Origin of the sequence: Yersinia massiliensis CCUG 53443 (assembly GCF_000312485.1) — a bacterium.
Lineage (GTDB): Bacteria > Pseudomonadota > Gammaproteobacteria > Enterobacterales > Enterobacteriaceae > Yersinia > Yersinia massiliensis.
Genome location: NZ_HE997643.1, coordinates 1,410,100 through 1,431,637, shown reverse-complemented (window position 1 = coordinate 1,431,637; position 21,538 = coordinate 1,410,100). Strand labels below are relative to the sequence as shown.

The window sequence follows — 21,538 nt, the reverse complement described above, 5'->3', positions numbered from 1 at the left end:
ATTGTATGATTTAAAAGTCTTTGTTAAAGGCTAAGACTAAATTTCTGGATGAAAATACTAACCATACTCTGAAAAAAGAATGATTTAACGTGCGGAATATCTAAAAGCAGTATTTAGCAGTACAGATAGGAAGGTGAAAGGGATTCTAAACAGCTCAGTTGAGGGGGATATAGCGATATTATTGAGTAGGTTAAATATTTTTATAAGGTGTTAAATGCTTGAGTGTCGTGACTCATGCCGACCCTAAGTTAGGCGCGTGTAAATTTAGATATTCATGATAATCATCTGAGGGAGAATCATTATCTGCCGTCAGTATGCGGTGATGCCCGCGAATCGCTGTTGGTGCAAAACCAAAACGTTTGCGAAAACGCTCGGCAAAGCGTGATGCACTTTCATATCCCACTTGGCTGGCAATTAAAGAAATTGGCCAATCTGTGCCTTGTAACAAACGCAGGGCGCTAGTCATACGGACATCAATCATTAAATCACGTAACAGTATATTTTCCGCCGCGAGCTTTCGCCGTAACACCACCTCACTCATTGCCATATGATTTGCCACTTCAGATGCAGACCATATTTTGTGCGGATCAATCGCCAAACAACGGCGCACCTTTTCACTGAGTGTATTGCCATCATTCAGTTTAAATTTCACGCCACGTTCGGCTAACCACAGCAGTAATTCAAGCATCCTGTGCCTGACAATAGTGGGGGGGATATCTCCAATATCTGAGATAGCCTTAAAGGTATTACTGAAAGTATTGACAAATTCGGGGGCTAAATTTCGCATAGCTAACACCCCTGGAACGCGCTTAAGCCCAGCAGAAAGGGGGTGATTAGCAAAGGTGGCTATCAAACGTGGGTCACAACGAAGTTGGTGACTGAAAAATAGACCGTCATCAGATAAACCATTAATTACATCAATCGTTTGTCCGCTACTGACTGCGACAACTTCACCCGCTTGGACAATACACTCCTGATTATCCCAGCGGATTATCTTATGCCCACGGTTAACCATAATGAGAAGTGGCATCTCAATATAGACTGAAGTAAGTAGTAGTTCCGTGTGTTGAATAACATGTGCTGAGCTACCCACACCCGGACAAAAATTAATCGTACGTTCCATCGATATTCATTTCACAATATTGTCCTGAGAATATCTTTACGCTTTGAATGGCAGACTGGCAACTCATTTTAATAGAAAATTTATAGTAACTGACTACTTAGCGAAAAGATTTAAGGCTAATGATAATAGCCAGTTCGACATGATGAGTACGATTATCAATACGCTGTCATGCTAAATTAATCCTATACTAAAAACAGCTCTATACTAAAAGCAATCTCATACTAAAGACAGTATTATGCTCAAATCAGCACATGTTAATAGAATGACAAAGAAAATTAATTGCCATGTTAATAATTGCAATTGCATATGGTGTTAAGCAAAGAATCAATATTTAAGATTCAGTGACCCACCGATTACTGTGTTTCACCCAATAGCAAAGCATGGTCAGGGAACTGGCCATAAGTATTATTAACCACTTGTTGTCGGGTAGATTGCCCCACTAATTCACTCAACGCATCAAGCCGTTGTTGTAATAAACGCTTAATCTCGACTTCATTATCTAAAATAGCCTTTAACTTATCTCGCAATAAATCTTGTAATACCTGAGATGTGCATGAGGATATGGTGATATTAGCGGTACTTTCAACCGCTTTAAGATAAGTCATTTCCAGATCAACCAGCGCATCCCAGTTACCCTCGGTCGCCAGCATTAACATTTGCTCACTGAGGGTTAGGATTTGTTGATATTCGGACAAAAGATGCTGGTGACGTTCCATTCAATGGGGTCCTAGTTGGGTTGATAATTGGGGCCAATCTGCCGCCAAGCATCCGCAATATTCTCGAGTAAGGCAGCGACTTCATTAATTGCCTGTTCGTCATTATGCAAATTAGCGTACAGTAAACGGCGTGACATATAGTCGTATAGGGCGGATAAATTCTGCGCTAGTTCACCCCCTTTCTCCATATCTAGCCCTGCACTTAGTCCATTATCAATGATGTTAATTGCTTTAGAAAGGGCAGCTCCTTTGGCCGGAATATCGCCTTGATTCATCAAGATACGCGCTCGAACCAGGGCGCTTTGCGCCCCGTCGAAGAGCATCACGATCAGTTGATGAGGACTGGCGCTCATGACACCACTTTCCATTCCTACCTGGGCATAAGCTTGAACCCCTGAGCGACTGTACATGCTCTATCCTTTATGAAGAAAATTGCTGCGTTAAGAAGTTACCGGTATTGGTTAATGAACTGACCAATTTATCTAATTGGGTAAATTGCGCTTTATAGCGTTCAATCGTGGCATTAATGCTGTCAGTGGTTGATTCAACCTGTTTTTCTAATGATTTTAATGACTTATTAATGCCGTCTGTGGCTGTTTTCAATGTGCCTTTGGTGCTATCTAACGCCGTATTTAGCAGGTTATCCATCTGAGTGGCGAAACCCGTGGTTTTACCGTCGCCGACAAAAAAGGCTGTTACGTTGTTAGGCTGGTCAGTTAACGCCTTATCCAGTTTTTTCGAGTCGATAACTAATTTGCCATCAAGATCTTGAGTAATACCCATTGCAGCTAAGGTTTTCACATCACCTGATTGGGCTGAAGCTAATTGGCTTTTTAATTGCGTTTGAATGTTGCGCAATGTGCCATCACCCACCAATGCACCGTTACTGGTGGATTGATCTTTGCCCGCCTCTACAGCCGTATATTTAGTTAAAGAGGCAAATGTTGTCTGCAATGAGTTATAAGCATCGACAAATGTTTGAATGGCTGCTTTGGTTGCGGTGGAGTCACGCGTCACCGTCAGCTGTTCTGGTTCATCTTTTTTAGTGAGCGCTTTGAGTGTCAGGGTCACACCTTGTGGCGCATCGGTAATCGTATTGCTTTGGCGAGTGATGGCGACCCCATTAACGGTCAGTGTTGCATCTTCCGCTTTGACTTTTTGGGTTAACGCACCGCTGCCGCCGCTTGTACTTGGCGTGTAATTTAGGAAATTATTTAAGGTATCGTCACCCGAAACACTGACGGTCATTTCAGATTTCGTCCCTGTCTCCTTGGATGTCAACGCCAGATAATAGGTATTATCATCTGCTTTCATGATACTGGCAGTGACGCTACCTTCTTGCTTATTGATCGCATCGCGAATACCGGTCAATGAGGTCTGTTCGCTGGTCAATTTAACTTCCAGCGGTTCTTTCTGACCCGGTTGAGTAATAGTGATCGTCCGGTTGTCATTACTATTACCCAACTTATCTGTTGTGTTTGGCACATCAGAAGAGAGTAAGGATTGTGCTTTAGCCAGATTGGTCACTTCAATCGTGTAATTGCCTGCTGTTGCGCCACTGGTGGTGGTTGCAGCAAAAGCAGTATTAGTGCTGCTGATCGAGGTCGTGGCCAGAGTATCGGCTTTTCTTAGTGCTGCAGAGGCAGTTTCGACTTTAGCTAACGCGCTTTGTAACACACCATAGGCTGTGAGCTTACCTTTATAACTGGTCTGCTGGTTAGTTAATGGTGTCAAACGAGTCTGCTCTGAGGCACTTAATTGATCGAGTAACGTGCCCAAGTTCATGTTTGAACCGATACCCACCGAACTAATACTTGCCATGTCTAATCCTTAATATTCAAGTGTCGTTACAGGGGTTATCGGCCAAGAAGTGGAAAAGTTTACACATAAAATAGAATTTATGATGGCTGGAATAACGGGGGATAACAGGGGGCTATTTAGGCTATTGAATAGAGCAATAATTAAAGAAGAGATAAAGAATAATTTGAGCGAAATTTAAAATTATTTCAAAGAATGGCTAAAGGTTCCTTAAAGAGCGCCGATACAAGTTGTGACGGTGATGAAGCCGTGGGCAGTAAGCCCAAACCATAACCCAACAGCATTTAAGGAATAATATTATGGCGGTAATTAACACTAATATTCTGTCTCTGACGACTCAGAACAATATGAACAAATCTCAGTCTGCCTTAGGCTCCGCCATTGAGCGTTTGTCTTCAGGTCAGCGTATTAACAGTGCGAAAGATGATGCAGCGGGTCAAGCCATCGCTAACCGTTTCACTTCTAACATCAAGGGCCTGACTCAGGCTTCTCGTAACGCTAACGACGGCATCTCTCTGGCACAAACCACTGAAGGTGCGTTGGGTGAAATAAACAACAACTTGCAACGTGTACGTGAACTGAGCGTTCAGGCTGCAACTGGCTCTAACTCATCTTCTGACCTGAAATCAATCCAAGACGAAATCCAACAACGTCTGGACGAAATCGACCGTGTATCTGACCAAACTCAGTTCAACGGCGTGAAAGTTCTGGCTGGCAACAGCAGCATGAAAGTTCAAGTTGGTGCTAACGATGGCGAAACTATCAGCATCAATCTGGAAAAAATTGACTCAAAAAGCTTGGGCATGCAAGGCTTCAACGTTGATGGCGCTAAACAAGCCTCTGTTGATGATCTGACTTCTCAGTTTAAAGCGACCGGTACTAACAACTTTGATGTTGGCGGTGTAGCTTATGCTACCGATATCAACAGCGGCGCAGTAACCAAAGCGGGTGCAGCACAATATATTGATGCAGGTACCGGTGCATTCTCTGGCACAGCGACTGCAGCTAACACAGCTTCAACAGTCTACACCACTACCGCCACTGCGGGTGCTGAAGCAACTTCTATTGCTGCCGCTTCTGTCGGTAAAGCTGTTGGTGATAAATTCACTGCACAAGGCATGGAATTTACTGTTAAAACTGCTGCTGATGCTAATGGTAACGGTGTTTTCAGTGCGACTGTCGATGGTAAAAGCGTTGACTTCACAACGACTGCAAGTACTGCACCTGGCGGTACTGCTGCCGAAGTGAAAACTTCAAGTGCATTGTTCACTTCAGTTGTTGGTGGCGGTTTAACCACTAAAGCAGCTGAAAGCAACCGTGCTGCAACCTTAGCGGACTTGGATTTACAAGGCGCGACCAAAACAGGCAGTACTTTGACTGTTAACGGTACCGTGTATACCGCTAACGCTAAAGGTGATGAAATCACCAATGCTGCTGGCAAAGTAATGTACATGTCTCGTACTGCTAATGGCAACACAACGCTGATCAACGAAGATGCTGCTGCATCTCAGAAATCAACTGAAAACCAACTGGCGACCGTTGATAAAGCGTTGGCACAAGTTGATGCTCTGCGTAGTGGTCTGGGTGCGGTACAAAACCGCTTTGATTCAGCGATTACCAACCTGGGTAATACCATCAACAACCTGACTTCAGCACGTAGCCGCATCCAAGATGCTGATTACTCAACTGAAGTGTCTAACATGAGCCGTGCACAGATTCTGCAACAAGCAGGTACTTCTGTATTGGCACAGGCTAATCAGGTTCCACAGACTGTACTATCTCTGCTGCGTTAATTAGTTTATCGCGCTATATCAATGAGGCGGCATCTACTGCCGCCTCATTATTCTAAATAAATTATTGTGACAGATTAATTTATTTAGCATAAAAGCATTCGATCTAGGGTTAATACTGAGGCTTGCTGGTGAAAGAACTTAGCGTAGTACGACCTGTCTATGTCGAAAATTTCAGCTGCATAGGTGCATCTTGTCGTGATCACTGTTGTAAACGCTGGATAATCACGCTGGATAAAAATACGTACCGTAAGTACGCTAAAAGCCAAAATCCGGATATTAAAAGAATTGCTGTTACTAATATTGCGGTCAACAGAACGAGTGTTGCTAATTGGGCCACAATAAAACTCAATGATCAAGGGAACTGCCCTTATTTGGATGTAGACCAACTCTGCGGTATTTATAAACGCTTAGGTAAAGATGCACTCAGTGATACTTGTACTGTATATCCTAGAACGGAAAATATTTATAAACAGGAAAAACGGCAAAGTTTGAACATCTCTTGCCCTGAAGCTGCATCTCAGGTGTTACTGAATCCAAATAGTTTAAAGATGGATGTTCTGATTGAGGAAAATAAAGCTTTTTTTCAAGCATCGGAACTTAATGCAGAAGGCAATTTGATTAACCTTTTCTGCGCTAATCTATTCATGCAAGATCAGGTTTGTATAGAAGAAAGTTTATACAGCATGGCCTCTTTTCTGCTTTTTTATCAAAAGTTAGAGGGCGATATCAATCATAAGCTGCCTTATATGGAATCAGGTTATGAAGGGTTACTGCAAAAACTTGAATCCGGTGAGATTATCGGGTGTTTAGAACATCTGCCTTTTAATGGGGAGCTGCAGTGGCAGCTTTTAATCAGGTTACAAAATTTCATCACCAAAACGCCGGGTTATCGAGGTCGGGAAACGATGTCGCGGTATTTAAATAATCTGATTGCTTACCTTGTTGTTGATTTCAACGCTGAGGGGGCTAGCGATAAAATGAAAGAGTTAAGTCGCATTTGGCAAGATGATGCGAGCCTGTTTTTTGCTGAACATCCGCATATTCTGCGTAACTACTTTCTCTATGTATTACATCATGACCAATTTGCAATAAATGATAATATTCCTTTATTGAAGCATTTTTATTTAATTATGGTTGATTTTTTCTTTATTCGTTCATTGATCAGTATCTATGTGAAAGAGAATAAAATGTTAACCGAAGATGTCATTGTGGATATCTTCTATTCTTACCATGCATTTAGCCAGCATAGTACCGGTGTTAAGAATCAATTTATTGAAGAAATTGATAAAGTGAAAGTGAATGACGACCTTTCTTCGTTGCAATTATTGATATAGCGCGTAAAGCAAGAAACGCAAAATTTATACGAATAAAGGCAGAATTAAGTCGATAAAAAAGAGGTTCCAAAGCCGATTACGCGGGGCATAAGCCAAATAGCCGCCTTTTTATAGGTCTATTCAGCCGATTGCCCGACAGACCTGACAGGATAATGGTACGACTCTCTTACCCTTAGGTGCCTGTCTAGTGAGCGATTTGTATACCGCCGAAGGCGTGATCGACAAAAATTCCCTCTGGCAACGCTATGTTCCGCTGGTTCGCCATGAAGCATTGCGTTTGCAGGTACGCCTGCCAGCCAGTGTGGAATTGGATGACTTGTTGCAGGCTGGGGGTATTGGTCTGCTAAATGCTGTCGAGCGTTATGACGCTTTGCAAGGAACTGCGTTTACCACATATGCGGTGCAGCGTATCCGTGGCGCGATGTTGGATGAATTGCGTAGCCGAGATTGGGCACCGCGCAGTGTACGGCGTAATGCCCGCGAAGTTGCCAGCGCGATGCAACAAGTTGAACAGCGTGTTGGGCGCCCAGCCACAGAGCAAGAAGTGGCAAAAACGCTTGATATTGATTTGGCGGAGTATCGTCAGATCTTGTTGGACACCAATAATAGCCAGCTTTTTTCCTACGATGAATGGCGAGAAGAGCATGGTGAAAGTGTCGAGCCGATGTTGGAAGGGCATGAAGATGCCAATCCGTTACAACATTTATTGGAAGGAAATCTGCGCCAGCGCGTTATTGAAGCGATCGAGGCCTTGCCGGAACGTGAAAAAATGGTGTTGACGCTGTATTACCAAGAAGAGCTGAACCTGAAAGAAATAGGAGCAGTGCTTGAAGTTGGGGAATCCCGCGTCAGCCAACTGCATAGTCAGGCGATAAAACGTTTACGCGCCCGCCTGAATAACGATTCTTAATTCACTTTGGTTCAGCGATATCACAGTGATTAACTTTATTAATGCAGGTCTTCTCATGCCAGGACTTCAGCTTAAAAAGCGGCCACTGAGCCGTTATTTAAAAGATTATAAGCACGGCCAAACTCATTGCTCACATTGCAACAAACAACTAGACCGTATGGCACTGGTTTTTCGCGGACAAATTATTAATAAAGAAGCGATTGCCGGCATGGACCAACCGATCGATGATCAAGTGTGGTCAAAACTTCAGCATGAATTAACTGCATTGTGCCGTTTTTGCAGTGAAATATATTGCAATAGCACACCTGGCTATTTTGATATTATGGCGTTCAAGCAGTACTTATTTGAGCAAACAGAGATGAGTCATAGCACTGTTCGCGAATATGTTGTGCGTTTACGACGTTTAGATGAAATGTTGGTTGCAACTAACTATCCAGCAGAAAAATTTGCTGCAGAAACCATGCACCAGCGTATTATTGATGAGTTGCCGAATGCCGCACATAATAATTATCGTATTGCTTTGCGTAAATATGATCAGTATTTAGCATGGCAAAAAAATTACTAATTTCTGGCATAACAGCACATTGTGAGTTGAGAAAACTCTGTATTTTAACGAGTGAAACTCATGATATAAAAAGTCATTGTTGATTTATTGATTTTAATGATACGGCGCTCAGTAAAGTCCATCTTTACTGGGCATTTTAATGCCCAATTTTTGTTGCCCCCCAAACCGCAAGCGCAGTGATTATCGTTATTCCCGCCTATATCCTGTCAGTGTTCGTTTGCTGAAAATGACTTCTTGTTGCTTTATGACACCTTGAATTTTATTGAGTATCGGTTATTTATCCTACGATTTATCTCATCTCCCTGTGTTATTTGCGACTAACATCTATAATAAAATCAGTGATTATTGGAGTGACATCTGATAAATCTATGTGATTACAATTGTTCATTAATTCTCAGGGGGGCTCGTGACGCTTCAACATAAACTGGCGCAATTTCCGCGACTGGATCTGGTCGGCAATGTTACGCCATTAGAAAAACTCTCCCGTTTGTCCGATTACCTTGGCCGTGAGATTTATATCAAGCGTGATGATGTGACGCCGCTCGCTTTAGGCGGTAACAAACTGCGGAAGTTGGAGTTTTTGGCCGCAGATGCATTGAGTCAGGGGGCAGACACACTGGTGACGGCGGGAGCGATTCAGTCTAATCATGTGCGGCAAACAGCAGCAGTGGCGGCTAAACTCGGGCTACATTGTGTCGCATTACTTGAGAATCCGATTGGCACCTCAGCGGAAAATTATCTCACCAACGGCAATCGATTGCTGTTGGACTTGTTCAATGTTGAGGTGGTGATGTGTGATGCATTGCATTCACCTAACCAACAATTAGCCGAAGTGGCAACACGACTAGAAGCTCAAGGTTTCCGCCCTTACGTGGTACCGGTTGGCGGTTCTAATGCCTTAGGTGCGCTGGGGTATGTGCAGTGTGCGCTCGAGATAGCAGACCAATCTGCCGGAAATGTTGCTTTTAGCACCGTTGTTGTGGCCTCGGGTAGTGCAGGTACTCATGCTGGGCTAGCGGTCGGTTTACAACAGCTTTTACCCGATGCTGAATTAATTGGTGTTACGGTTTCGCGCAAAGCTGATGAGCAACGACCGAAGGTGACGCAAATCCAGCAAGAATTGGCGACATCTTTAGGATTAACAGGTCCGCAAGCAAAGATAACTTTGTGGGATGATTATTTTGGCCCGAAATATGGCATGCCAAATGAAGAAGGATTGGCAGCAATTGCACTATTAGCTCGCTTAGAAGGAATATTGTTGGATCCGGTTTATACCGGTAAAGCGATGGCGGGATTACTGGATGGCCTGACACTGAATAAGTTTCGTGGTAATGGCCCGATTCTGTTTATTCACACCGGTGGGGCGCCGGCACTCTTTGCTTATCACCCGCAAGTGTAGCCATTCGCTATGGCTTATTCCATTTGTGGCTATGCATATTAGTTTATAATTCTTTATTTCATTAATAGCACTGTTAAAGTGCTGATTATCAAAAATAAACGTGACAGTCGGGGTATTTATGGGTTTTTCAATTGTACGTCGTCGAGTGGTTCTGGGGATGGTGGCGGTTGCACTCGCAACAGGCCTGAATGTGCAGTCTTATGCAGCGGAAAATCTGTTGAATCAGGTTAAAGAACGAGGCACGTTGGTTGTTGGGCTTGAGGGGACTTACCCGCCATTCAGCTTCCAAGGGGAAGATGGCAAACTCACCGGTTTTGAAGTGGATTTTGCTAATGCATTGGCAGAACACATGGGCGTTAAAGCCAAGATCACCCCAACAAAATGGGATGGGATGCTAGCGTCACTGGAGTCAAAACGCATTGATGTGGCCATCAACCAGGTCACTATTTCAGATGAACGTAAGAAAAAATACGATTTCTCAACCCCTTATACCATTTCGGGTATTCAGGTGTTGACCAAAAAAGGGAACGAAGGCCGTTTCAATAAGCCTGAAGATCTGGAAGGTAAAAAAGTCGGTGTCGGTTTGGGCAGTAACTACGAACAGTGGTTACGCGACAACCTGAAAGGCGTTGATATTCGCACTTATGATGATGACCCAACTAAGTATCAAGATCTGCGTGTAGGCCGTACGGATGCAATTTTGGTTGACCGTTTGGCCGCATTGGATTTGGTGAAGAAAACCAACGATACATTGGCCGTTGCTGGCCCAGCATTTGCTCGTCAGGAATCAGGGGTTGCTTTGCGTAAAGATAATCCTGAATTGTTAGCGGCAATCAACAAGGCCATCGCTGAGATGCAAACCGACGGGACATTGGCCAAGATTTCTGAGAAGTATTTTGGTGCGGATGTAACTAAATAATGTCTGACAGTATTCAATTGGTGCTGGATTCAGCACCATTTTTATTGAAAGGTGCGTGGCTCACCCTCCAGCTTAGTCTGGGGGGGATGTTTTTTGGCCTGGCACTGGGTTTTATGTTGGCAATGATGCGGCTGTCGAGTTTCTTGCCGTTCTCACTGTTATCCCGCTTTTATGTTTCGATCTTTCGCGGCACCCCCTTAATTGCTCAGTTGTTCATGATTTATTATGGGTTGCCGCAGTTTGGTATTGAATTAGACCCGATGCCGGCGGCCTTGATCGGTCTATCACTGAATACCGCAGCCTATACGTCAGAAACATTAAGGGCCGCGATTTCATCAATTGAAAAAGGGCAATGGGAAGCGGCTGCAAGTATCGGGATGACACGCTGGCAAACACTTTATCGTGTGATATTGCCGCAAGCAGGGCGCACTGCGTTACCGCCATTGGGAAACAGTTTTATTGGTTTGGTCAAAGACACGTCTTTGGCGGCCACCATTCAAGTTCCCGAACTTTTCCGCCAAGCGCAGTTAGTTACTTCCCGCACACTGGAAGTTTTCACCATGTATTTGGCAGCATCATTGATTTACTGGATTATGGCGACGTTGCTGTCAGCATTACAAAACCGGCTGGAAGCCCATGTTAATCGTCAGGATCAGGAGTAGCCATGAGTACCATCGACGTTAAAAAACTGACCAAACAGTTTAAAGGTCAACAGGTGCTGCACGGTATCGATCTTGAAGTGAATAGCGGTGAAGTGGTTGCCATCATCGGGCCGAGTGGTTCGGGCAAAACCACCTTATTGCGCAGTATTAATCTGCTGGAGATCCCTGATTCAGGGATTATTCGGGTCGGTGATATTGAGATTGATGGCAGCATTCCTATCAGCAAACAACAACGCCAAGTGCGTGCGCTGCGTCAGCAGGTTGGGTTTGTATTCCAGAGCTTCAATTTGTTTCCACACCGTTCGGTGCTGGAGAACATTATTGAAGGGCCAGTCATTGTGAAAGGCGAAAAACGAGAGTCGGCTGAAAAGCGTGCTCGTGAGTTATTGGCCAAGGTGGGATTAAGTGGTAAGGAAGAGGCTTATCCGCGCCGTTTATCCGGTGGGCAGCAGCAACGAGTCGCGATAGCGCGGGCGTTGGCAATGCAGCCTCAGGTGATTTTGTTTGATGAGCCAACATCTGCGTTGGATCCTGAGTTAGTGGGGGAGGTATTAAATACTATCCGCGCACTGGCAGAGGAAAAACGCACCATGGTTATTGTGACCCATGAAATGAGTTTTGCCCGCGATGTGGCTGATAGGGCAATTTTTATGGATCATGGGCGTATCGTTGAACAAGGCCCGGCGAAAACGTTGTTTGCCCATCCGCAACACGAACGAACTCGTCAATTTCTTGATAAATTCTTGAATAATCACTAGTTAATCGTGTTTTCATCGAACGAATCTTAGTGATAAAAGGGGGCATTTTTGCCCCCTTTTTACCCTCTTAACGAAGCCCGTTAGTGCTTATATGAAGGCTTCGAGTTTCAGACGATGAGCAGTGGTTTTAACTTCTTTCATGCGCCCATGACCGGGTAAAACTTTTTGTTCAACAGTCACTAATCCGGCTTTTTTTAGTATAGCCACATCGCGGGTGACGGCACTGCGATCTCTCTTTAAACGTGTTGAGAGGGAGGTAATAGAGCCTGGGTACATTTTTACCATCCGCAGCAGGACGATACGTGCGGCGCTTAACACTCGCACCATCTCTAAGGGATCTTCGAAGGTAATCGTGTGTTCTGCCGGTAGTGCTTTTCCTGCATCTGCCAAGGCGGCGAGTTGTTTACCTCGCGTGAAAAAATCAGCTTCCGTTGCCGTTTTGATGACGAGCTTATCCATTAACTTCTCCTTAATGAAGTCCAATCCTTTTGAAAGCAATCCTCTATCTGGTCAAAGCTAATAAAATCAACTGGTTCAATGCCACCCAAGTAGTGGCGGTGATGAAAACCATGAGCATTGTCATAGCCGATGACACGGCCATTATCACCCTGTGATAAACGATGATTGATATACGCTAAATTATAACGAGTGATCTCACCGTATTGATCCGCCCATATCTCACGACGCAATTGACCGTTGCCACGTCGATTCGCAATTTTATGGATTTCATCGATAATTTTCTTATCAGCCATGAGTATAATAATCACCTCTGTGGGTTGTTGTACACAATATCTTCACTCAGAAGAAAGCTAGGGTCGTTAACATTTCGGATTTTTTCTTGAATTAATAATGGGTTAATTGCATCAGCATACGCAAGAGGGCCTGATGAACGATGCGCAGCGTTCCCAAAAGAAAAAGACTGCGTTGCGGTGTTACAAGGACGTCATGCGATCTATCTCGGGGAATAAATTGCAAAGAGGGGAGCATTGCTGGGAATCATGGCAGAAACAAAAGGCCCTAATGGGCCTTCATACTACTGAAAAACACCGATGACTCGATCTGGTACGGTGAGGACAGGTAGAGGAGTAAAGCGTCCGCGCCAAGGATGGCGCGGCTCGAGCCATCAGGGATGATTTTACGGCGTCTTTACGAACTGCTTGTCCTCTCCGCAATAGGCACTCTGTTAGCTATCTCAAGGCCCTGACGGGCCTTTTATTTATAAATGCGGGCAAAGAAGAACGTTAACCGATAGTCATTAGGCTGGCATTCCCCCCAGCCGCAGCGGTATTCACGCTCAATGAGTGTTCAATTAGCAGGCGTTCCAGCATGATGTTTGTTTCGCCACGAGCAAAGCCTTGTACCGAGACAATCGGCCCATCGATTTGTGCAATCTGCTCACACAGAATGCGTAACTGATCAGCATCACCATGGTAAATAACAGCGTCGAAGGCGATATTCGCGGTTTGCCAGTTTTGGGTGAGCGTAATACGTGATTGCACCACCGCGGGTAATTGGCGTAACAGATCTTTTTGTACACCATCCCCTGACCACAAAACCTCACTCCCGACAGCCAATACGGCGGCCAATTGTACCAAGGTATCCGCTTCGTTATCTGCCAGACACAAAACACGCTCACGGGGCAGCAGTGCATAGGTGTTGCGTTCACCGGTTGGTCCCGGTAGCAGCCGAACAGTGCCCCCTTGCGCCAATTCGCCAAGTCGCTGTATCAACAGGGCTGACTCATGCTTCTGCTCACTCATCCATTGTTGCAGTGCATGATGGGCGGTTTGCAGTGTCTCGCGACCGGTGACATTCGCCGTCTGTTCAATGTCCTGACGTGCCAATGTATTCGTCACCGCATCGTCTGGGCGATGAGACAGTAAGCGATACAGATAGAGTGGGCCACCGGCTTTCGGCCCTGTCCCTGATAAGCCTTCGCCACCGAAAGGTTGCACGCCAACCACGGCCCCCACCATATTTCGGTTAACGTAGAGGTTACCCACCTTGGCTTTTTCAGTCACATGGGCAATGGTTTCATCAATACGGGTGTGAATACCTAAGGTCAAACCATAACCTGACGCATTGATTTGATCGACCAACGCGCCGAGATTCTGACGTTGGAAACGCACGACATGCAGCACCGGCCCGAAGATCTCTTTTTGCAGCTCATCAAAGCTGTCCAATTCAATCAATGTCGGCTTGATGAAGGTCCCACGTTGCCATTCTTGCTCATCTTGCGTATCTGGTCTGGCAGCCTGATAAACTGTGCGCCCCTTGGCACGCATCGCTTGAATATGGCGCTCAATACCTGTTTTCGCTTCGGCATCGATCACTGGCCCGATATCGGTCGACAGACGCTCTGGATTACCCATCCGGCATTCCGCCATCGCGCCGCGTAACATCTTTAAGGTGTGATCGGCGACATCATCTTGTAGGCAGAGAATACGTAGAGCGGAGCAACGTTGGCCCGCGCTGTCGAAGGCCGATGCAACAACATCGGTCACCACTTGTTCGGTCAGTGCTGATGAGTCGACGATCATGGCATTTAAACCACCGGTTTCAGCAATGAGTGGCGTCGGTCGGCCTTGTGGATCAAGTCTGCCTGCGATACTACGTTGCAAAATGGCGGCGACTTCAGTCGAGCCCGTGAACATCACGCCACGAACACGATTATCGTTGACTAGTGTTGCCCCGACGCTATCACCTTGGCCTGGTAGCAGTTGCAAGACGCCTTGTGGAATACCGGCTTCCAGCAAGATACGCACCGCTTGAGCCGCTATCAGCGGAGTCTGTTCTGCCGGTTTTGCTAGCACACTATTGCCGGCGGCCAGTGCGGCGGCGATTTGACCGGTAAAGATAGCCAGCGGGAAGTTCCATGGGCTGATACAAACCACAGGACCCAGTGGGCGGTGGCTGTCGTTAGCGAAATTGTCGCGCACTAAGCCAGCGTAGTAATGAAGGAAATCGACCGCCTCACGAACTTCGGCAATGGCATTACTGAAGGTTTTGCCTGCTTCGCGCACCAATATCCCCATCAGGGTTTGCATCTGCGTTTCCATCAACTCAGCGGCACGGACCAAAATGGCGGCGCGCTCAGCCGGTGGAGTTGCAAACCAAATTGCCCCGGCACTGGCGGCAGCATCTAAGGCGCGGCTAGCCTCAGCTTCCGTTGCTTCGCGAACATAGCCGACAATATCTTTCGGTTCTGCTGGGTTGATGACCGGCTGTTCCGGTGAGTTTTCAAGTTCAGAGCCGCCATCAAGCTCAGCATCAATGATGGGTTCTGCTCGCCACACTTGGCTGGCACTGGTCAACAACGCGCTGGAGAGTGAGGCTAGACGGTGCTCGTTAGCCAAATCTAAGCCGCTGGAGTTGGCCCTTTCTTGACCATATAGCTCACGCGGCAAAGGAATACGTGGATGAGGTAAACCGAGCTGCCCCTCATTTGCTGCAATGCTTTCTACGGCGCCGACAGGGTCCGCGACAAGTTCATCCAGTGGCAATGTGGCATCTGCAATACGATTGACAAATGAGGTATTCGCGCCGTTTTCCAGCAGGCGACGAACCAAATAGGCCAGCAAGGTTTCGTGGGTACCTACTGGCGCATAAATACGGCATGGACGGTTAAGTTTGCCCTCGGCAACTTTCCCGACAACTTGCTCATATAAGGGCTCACCCATCCCATGTAGGCATTGGAACTCATACTGACCAGGATAGTAATTTTGCCCAGCAAGATGGTAGATGGCCGATAAGGTATGCGCGTTATGTGTCGCAAATTGTGGATAAATTAGGCTAGGGACGGCGAGCAGTTTGCGGGCACAGGCCAGATAGGAGATATCGGTATACACTTTGCGGGTATACACCGGATAACCTTCTAAACCGTCCACTTGAGCGCGTTTAATTTCACTGTCCCAATAAGCACCTTTAACCAAACGGATCATCAGGCGACGGCGGCTACGCTGAGCCATATCAATCACGGCATCAATGGTTGCCGGACAACGCTTTTGGTAGGCTTGAATCACGAAACCAATGCCATTCCAACCGGCCAGTTTCGGCTCAAAGCAGAGTTTTTCCAGCAGGTCGAGTGAAATTTCCAGACGATCGGCTTCTTCCGCATCAATATTAATCCCAATGTCATACTGACGCGCTTGCAAGGTGAGTGACAGTAATCGAGGATAAAGCTCGTCCATCACCCGTTGATATTGGGCGCGGCTATAGCGAGGGTGAAGGGCGGAGAGTTTGATTGAGATCCCCGGCCCTTCATAGATTCCTCGGCCATTTGAGGCTTTACCAATGGCATGGATGGCTTGCTGATACGAGAGTAAATACGCCTGTGCATCCGCTTCAGTGAGCGCAGCCTCACCCAACATATCGTAGGAGTAGCGGAACCCTTTATCTTCCAGCTTTCGGGCATTTGCCAATGCTTCCGCGATAGTTTCACCGGTGACGAATTGTTCGCCCATCAGGCGCATTGCCATATCCACGCCTTTGCGGATCAGCGGTTCGCCCCCTTTCCCAATAATGCGGTTCAATGAACTGGATAGTTTCACCTCATTGTGGGTAGAAACCAGACGGCCGGTGAACAGTAAACCCCATGTGGCGGCATTGACGAACATTGATGGGCTACGACCCAGATGAGAGTGCCAGTTGCCGTTGCTAATTTTATCGCGGATCAAGGCGTCACGAGTTGGTTTGTCGGGGATACGCAGCAAGGCTTCAGCAAGGCACATCAGCGCCACGCCTTCTTGTGAAGAGAGCGAAAATTCTTGCAGCAAGCCTTGCACGATACCGGCGCGGCCATTGGCACTTTTTTGGTTACGCAGCTTTTCAGCAATGGAATAGGCGAGTGAATGGGTTGCCTGTGCTAAATCGGCCGGTAAACGTGCTTGCTCCAACAACATGGGGATCGCTTCAGTTTCTGGGCGACGATAGGCTGCTGTGATCGCGGCGCGGGTGACCGATTGCGGTAAAACTTGTTCGGCAAAATCTAAAAATGGCTGGTGGGCGCTATCAACGACTTGCGGCATAATGTCGTCCGTTTCAAGTAACGCAGTCACCTGTGTTGAGGGAAGCTCCGGTAATTCACTGCCACTCTCCAGCCGTTCTAAATAGTTAAAAATGGCTTGCTTGATCAGCCAGTGCGGTGTGCGGTCAATATGCTGTGCTGCCGCCTTAATTCGGTCGCGTGTGGCTTCATCCAGTTTCACGCCCATTGTGGTGCTCGCCATGCTGTCTGGCTCCTTATATAAGGGATTATGATTTTATTGCAGACAATATCAGGCATGTTGCAACTTTGTGCAACCGTGTTAAATCGGTTGTGTGAATGAACTGTGAATTTAGTCTTGTTTTTAACAATTAGTATGAAGGGGAAATAATTAAAATATTACGCATCAGGCTTACGGATGCTCATAATAATAGGCTTTGTAGGGGATTAACCTTGGGTATCACTCATTTTTATCGGATGAGTGTAACTTCCGACATCGCTTAATGTGATGTGGAGTGAATTTATTGTAAAAAAAATGTTTATTTTGTTGTGGGCGAAGAAAGTCCTCCACTAGGATAGCAACCCTAAGATAGCCATTCGCTTGCAAATAGTTGTGCTGATAGCTTATCTGAGAATCAACGCTTGTCCTTGGTGCAACTTAGTGTCACGTTCCGACCGCCAGAGATAAACAAGACGCCGCACTCAGAAAGCAGAACGAAAAACTGCGGGACATATTAAAACGATAATACGCACTATGGAGACGTTGCATGACCATGAATACACCGATGTTGGTGACTTTTTTAGTTTACATTTTTGGGATGATATTGATTGGCTTAATTGCTTACCGGGCGACCAATAACTTTGATGATTATATTTTAGGTGGACGAAGTTTAGGCAGTGTCGTCACGGCATTATCTGCTGGCGCATCTGATATGAGTGGCTGGTTATTGATGGGATTACCAGGCGCGATTTTCCTGTCAGGTATTTCGGAGAGTTGGATAGCCATTGGTCTGACGATCGGCGCTTATCTTAACTGGAAGCTGGTCGCAGGGCGGTTACGGGTACATACCGAAGTCAATAACAATGCACTGACATTGCCGGATTACTTCACTAGCCGCTTTGAAGATAAGAGTAAATTACTGCGGGTGATATCCGCCGTGGTTATCTTGGTCTTCTTCACGATTTATTGTGCTTCAGGGATTGTGGCCGGCGCGCGCTTATTTGAAAGCACCTTCGATATGAGCTACGGCACGGCATTGTGGGCAGGCGCTGCGGCAACCATCATTTACACCTTCATCGGCGGGTTCTTGGCGGTCAGTTGGACGGATACGGTCCAAGCGACGTTGATGATTTTCGCACTGATACTCACCCCCGTTATTGTGATTCTGGCGGTAGGGGGCATTGATACCTCGGTTATGGTGATTGCGGCGAAAAATCCAGCCAATATCGATATGTTTAAAGGGCTGAATCTGGTGGCCATTCTCTCATTGCTCGGTTGGGGCTTGGGTTATTTTGGTCAGCCACATATTTTAGCGCGCTTTATGGCGGCAGACTCACATCGCACCATTCGTAGTGCACGCCGCATCAGTATGACTTGGATGGTTCTGTGTTTGGCAGGGACTATTGCCGTGGGTTTCTTTGGTATCGCTTATTTTGAAAACAATCCGCAACAAGCGGGGAATGTGACGCAAAATAGTGAGCGTGTCTTCATTGAATTAGCCAAACTGCTGTTCAACCCATGGATTGCCGGTATTTTGCTATCAGCCATTCTGGCGGCGGTGATGAGTACGTTAAGTTGCCAACTGTTGGTGTGTTCAAGCGCATTAACTGAGGATTTGTATAAGCCATTCCTGCGTAAAAAAGCCAGCCAGAAAGAATTGGTCTGGGTAGGCCGTGCCATGGTGCTGTTGGTGGCATTAATTGCGATTGCGTTAGCCGCAAATCCTGAAAACCGAGTGTTGGGATTGGTTAGCTATGCATGGGCAGGCTTTGGCGCGGCATTTGGTCCAGTGGTGCTCATCTCCGTAACCTGGTCACGCATGACCCGTAATGGCGCGTTGGCTGGCATGCTGGTCGGGGCTATCACGGTGATTGTCTGGAAACAGTACGCTTGGTTGGGCCTGTACGAAATTATCCCTGGTTTCATCTTGGCGTGTATCGCGATTGTGGTGGTGAGTTTGATGGGCAAAACACCGAACAATACGATCACTGACCGTTTCAACAGTGCAGAGGCAGAGTTTAAGACCGTTTAATTATTGGCCTTCACGTTGACTTAATCAGCCCTCTGCTTAGTTAGCAGAGGGCTTTTTTTTGCAAAAAATCTCACCTTAATCGATGACAAGGCAAATGGGTATCTTGATGAATTTACGTGGTAACTACCGCGATGAAACAATTTGCCACACTTTGATTAACAATATTCTTACTCGTTCTATTGAATTTCTTTTTGACAGAATGATAATCACTATCGTTTTCAGTTTTACTTTTCTTTACGTTAATTGACATTCATTGTCATCGCTGATTGATCTCCATACCTATCGCAGGGGTTTCTGGCATGTTCGTCCCATTTCTTATTATGTTTCGCGAAGGGCTAGAGGCGGCACTGATTGTTAGCCTGATCGCCAGCTACCTTAAACGTACTCAGCGTGGCCAATGGATGGGGGCCGTTTGGATTGGCGTCATCACCGCTGCGGCACTCTGTCTTGCTATCGGTATTTTTATTAATGAAACCACGGGCGAGTTCCCACAAAAACAGCAAGAACTGTTTGAAGGGATTATCGCGGTGGTGGCAGTTTGCATATTAACCTATATGGTTTTTTGGATGCGTAAGGTCTCCAAATCGGTAAAGACGCATTTAGAAGGTGCCATCGACAGTGCGCTCAACTCTGGCCGTCGTCAGGGATGGGCCTTGGTGGCAATGGTGTTCTTTGCCGTCGCCCGTGAAGGACTTGAATCGGTGTTCTTCTTACTGGCGGCTTTCCAGCAAGATGTCGGAATAGGTGCACCTATCGGCGCCATTCTAGGATTGGCCTGCGCCATTTTGGTGGGTATGGCTATCTACTGGGGCGGGATTAAGTTGCATCTGGCCAGTTTCTTCAAATGGACCAGCCTATTTATTCTGTTTGTCGCCGCAGGGCTTGCAGCCGGTGCCATTAGAGCCTTCCATGAAGCGGGTTTGTGGAACCACTTCCAAGATATCGCTTTTGATCTGACTAATGTGCTCTCTACGCACACATTACTCGGCACCTTCCTCGAAGGTATGTTCGGCTATCAAGAAGCCCCAACAGTCAGTGAAGTCGCCGTTTACTTTATCTATCTGATTCCGGCATTGATCTTATTTTTCCTTCCACCACGCGCCACGACGGCTTCAGCCGCATCTGCTGCGCGGAAAATTAACCAATAATTCAGGGATTCATCACATGTCTAACCGGTTCTTCCGTCGCACCGCCATGCAAGCTGCGTTACTGGCACTGCCTGTTTTTGCTATCAGCGCACAGGCTGCTGATATCCCACAAGTTAAAATCACGGTCAATGATAAGCAGTGTGAGCCAATGGCACTGACTATCCCTGCCGGTAAAACGCAATTTATTGTTCATAATGTTAGCCAGAAAGGGTTGGAGTGGGAGATCCTTAAAGGGGTGATGGTGGTTGAAGAGCGTGAAAATATCGCCCCTGGTTTCACGCAAAAAATGACGGCTAACTTGGAGCCGGGCGAATATGACATGACCTGCGGTTTGCTGAGCAATCCGAAAGGCAAATTAACTGTGACCGCCGCCGCGGGTGCTGACACAGCGGTAAAACCGGATGCAATGGCATTAGTCGGGCCAATTGCAGAGTACAAAGTGTATGTCACTCAAGAAGTGGCCCAATTAGTTACTCAAACTAAAGCCTTCACCGATGCAGTGAAAAAAGGTGATCTGGCGTTGGCCCGTCAACTGTATGCGCCAACGCGCCAACATTACGAGCGTATCGAACCCATTGCTGAACTGTTCTCTGATTTAGATGGCAGCATTGATGCCCGTGAAGATGATTTTGAGCAAAAAGCAGCTGACCCGAAATTTACCGGTTTCCATCGTTTAGAAAAAATCTTGTTTGGCGACAACACCACCAAGGGCGCGGATAAATTTGCTGATCAGCTCTATCAAGACACCTTAGAACTGCAAAAACGCATTACCGGTCTGACGTTCGCACCGAATAAAGTGGTGGGCGGGGCTGCGGGGCTAATCGAAGAGGTTGCGGCCAGTAAAATCAGTGGTGAAGAAGACCGTTACAGCCGGACGGATTTGTGGGATTTCCAAGCTAACGTTGATGGCGCACAGAAGATTGTCAATCTGCTGCGGCCGCTGCTAGAAAAAGCGGATAAGCCTTTGCTGGAAAAAATTGATGCCAATTTCAAAACCGTTGATAGCGTGTTGGCAAAATATCGCACCAAAGAGGGCTATGAGTCCTACGAGAAGTTAACGGATGCCGATCGCAACGCAATGAAAGGGCCGATTACCGCACTGGCGGAAGACCTTGCTCAACTGCGCGGCGTATTAGGTTTGGATTGAGGCGTCAACG

18 protein-coding genes are annotated in these 21,538 nt (G+C 46.5%); 11 read left to right on the top strand and 7 right to left on the bottom strand.

From position 1 onward, the window contains the following. Positions 1 to 232 precede the first annotated feature (232 nt). The 4 genes from BN68_RS06430 to fliD all read right to left on the bottom strand — a co-directional run bounded on the left by BN68_RS06430 (position 233) and on the right by fliD (position 3,660). A complete protein-coding gene (locus tag BN68_RS06430; RefSeq protein WP_019210340.1) occupies positions 233 to 1,123 on the bottom strand; it encodes a helix-turn-helix transcriptional regulator in 891 nt (296 codons plus the stop codon). Positions 1,124 to 1,476: 353 nt separating this feature from the next. Then, positions 1,477 to 1,839 (bottom strand): flagella biosynthesis regulatory protein FliT, encoded by a 363-nt coding sequence (gene fliT, locus BN68_RS06425; protein WP_019210339.1) that lies wholly within the window; start codon positions 1,837 to 1,839, stop codon positions 1,477 to 1,479. 11 nt (positions 1,840 to 1,850) lie between these two features. After that, entirely contained in the window at positions 1,851 to 2,249 is a 399-nt protein-coding gene (fliS, locus tag BN68_RS06420) for a flagellar export chaperone FliS (RefSeq protein WP_019210338.1), read from the bottom strand. A gap of 10 nt (positions 2,250 to 2,259) precedes the next feature. Next, positions 2,260 to 3,660, bottom strand: a complete 1,401-nt coding sequence (gene fliD, locus BN68_RS06415) for a flagellar filament capping protein FliD (protein ID WP_019210337.1) — start codon at positions 3,658 to 3,660, stop codon at positions 2,260 to 2,262. A gap of 293 nt (positions 3,661 to 3,953) precedes the next feature. Between fliD and BN68_RS06410 the strand changes: the two genes are divergently transcribed. From BN68_RS06410 to tcyN, 8 genes are all read left to right on the top strand, one after another. Next, complete coding sequence (locus BN68_RS06410; RefSeq protein WP_108087610.1) at positions 3,954 to 5,450, top strand: flagellin N-terminal helical domain-containing protein; 1,497 nt, start codon at positions 3,954 to 3,956, stop codon at positions 5,448 to 5,450. 128 nt (positions 5,451 to 5,578) lie between these two features. After that, entirely contained in the window at positions 5,579 to 6,784 is a 1,206-nt protein-coding gene (gene fliB / locus BN68_RS06405; RefSeq protein ID WP_019210334.1) for a flagellin lysine-N-methylase, read from the top strand. A 187-nt stretch (positions 6,785 to 6,971) separates the two neighbouring features. Beyond that, positions 6,972 to 7,694, top strand: coding sequence for an RNA polymerase sigma factor FliA (locus BN68_RS06400; protein ID WP_019210333.1), 723 nt, complete (start codon positions 6,972 to 6,974; stop codon positions 7,692 to 7,694). A 55-nt stretch (positions 7,695 to 7,749) separates the two neighbouring features. Continuing rightward, on the top strand, positions 7,750 to 8,259 hold the full coding sequence (gene fliZ / locus BN68_RS06395) for a flagella biosynthesis regulatory protein FliZ (protein WP_019210332.1): 510 nt from the start codon (positions 7,750 to 7,752) through the stop codon (positions 8,257 to 8,259). 406 nt (positions 8,260 to 8,665) lie between these two features. After that, a complete protein-coding gene (locus BN68_RS06390) occupies positions 8,666 to 9,658 on the top strand; it encodes a D-cysteine desulfhydrase (protein ID WP_019210331.1) in 993 nt (330 codons plus the stop codon). A 118-nt stretch (positions 9,659 to 9,776) separates the two neighbouring features. Further along, positions 9,777 to 10,577 (top strand): cystine ABC transporter substrate-binding protein, encoded by an 801-nt coding sequence (gene tcyJ, locus BN68_RS06385; protein ID WP_019210330.1) that lies wholly within the window; start codon positions 9,777 to 9,779, stop codon positions 10,575 to 10,577. After that, positions 10,577 to 11,239: a cystine ABC transporter permease gene (gene tcyL, locus BN68_RS06380; RefSeq protein WP_019210329.1), complete on the top strand. Its 663-nt coding sequence runs from the start codon at positions 10,577 to 10,579 to the stop codon at positions 11,237 to 11,239. Before tcyJ ends, tcyL begins: the two co-directional genes overlap by 1 nt. 2 nt (positions 11,240 to 11,241) lie before the next feature. Beyond that, the gene (tcyN, locus tag BN68_RS06375; RefSeq protein ID WP_019210328.1) at positions 11,242 to 11,997 is read left to right on the top strand and encodes an L-cystine ABC transporter ATP-binding protein TcyN; all 756 of its coding nucleotides are present in this window, start codon (positions 11,242 to 11,244) and stop codon (positions 11,995 to 11,997) included. An 87-nt stretch (positions 11,998 to 12,084) separates the two neighbouring features. On the opposite strand, the gene BN68_RS06370 is transcribed toward tcyN, so the two are convergent. The 3 genes from BN68_RS06370 to putA form a co-directional block, all read right to left on the bottom strand. Continuing rightward, entirely contained in the window at positions 12,085 to 12,456 is a 372-nt protein-coding gene (locus BN68_RS06370; RefSeq protein WP_019210327.1) for an HVO_A0114 family putative DNA-binding protein, read from the bottom strand. Then, a complete protein-coding gene (locus tag BN68_RS06365; protein WP_019210326.1) occupies positions 12,456 to 12,749 on the bottom strand; it encodes a toxin-antitoxin system TumE family protein in 294 nt (97 codons plus the stop codon). The genes BN68_RS06370 and BN68_RS06365 overlap by 1 nt, the downstream gene beginning before the upstream one ends. Before the next feature lie 489 nt (positions 12,750 to 13,238). Beyond that, complete coding sequence (gene putA, locus BN68_RS06360; RefSeq protein WP_019210324.1) at positions 13,239 to 17,225, bottom strand: trifunctional transcriptional regulator/proline dehydrogenase/L-glutamate gamma-semialdehyde dehydrogenase; 3,987 nt, start codon at positions 17,223 to 17,225, stop codon at positions 13,239 to 13,241. 523 nt (positions 17,226 to 17,748) lie between these two features. Here putA and putP point away from each other — a divergent pair. The 3 genes from putP (at position 17,749) to efeO (ending at position 21,528) form a co-directional block, all read left to right on the top strand. Beyond that, the gene (gene putP / locus BN68_RS06355; RefSeq protein WP_019210323.1) at positions 17,749 to 19,233 is read left to right on the top strand and encodes a sodium/proline symporter PutP; all 1,485 of its coding nucleotides are present in this window, start codon (positions 17,749 to 17,751) and stop codon (positions 19,231 to 19,233) included. A 299-nt stretch (positions 19,234 to 19,532) separates the two neighbouring features. Next, a complete protein-coding gene (gene efeU / locus BN68_RS06350) occupies positions 19,533 to 20,381 on the top strand; it encodes an iron uptake transporter permease EfeU (RefSeq protein WP_019210322.1) in 849 nt (282 codons plus the stop codon). Between the two features lie 16 nt (positions 20,382 to 20,397). After that, a complete protein-coding gene (efeO, locus tag BN68_RS06345; RefSeq protein ID WP_019210321.1) occupies positions 20,398 to 21,528 on the top strand; it encodes an iron uptake system protein EfeO in 1,131 nt (376 codons plus the stop codon). Positions 21,529 to 21,538: the final 10 nt, after the last annotated feature.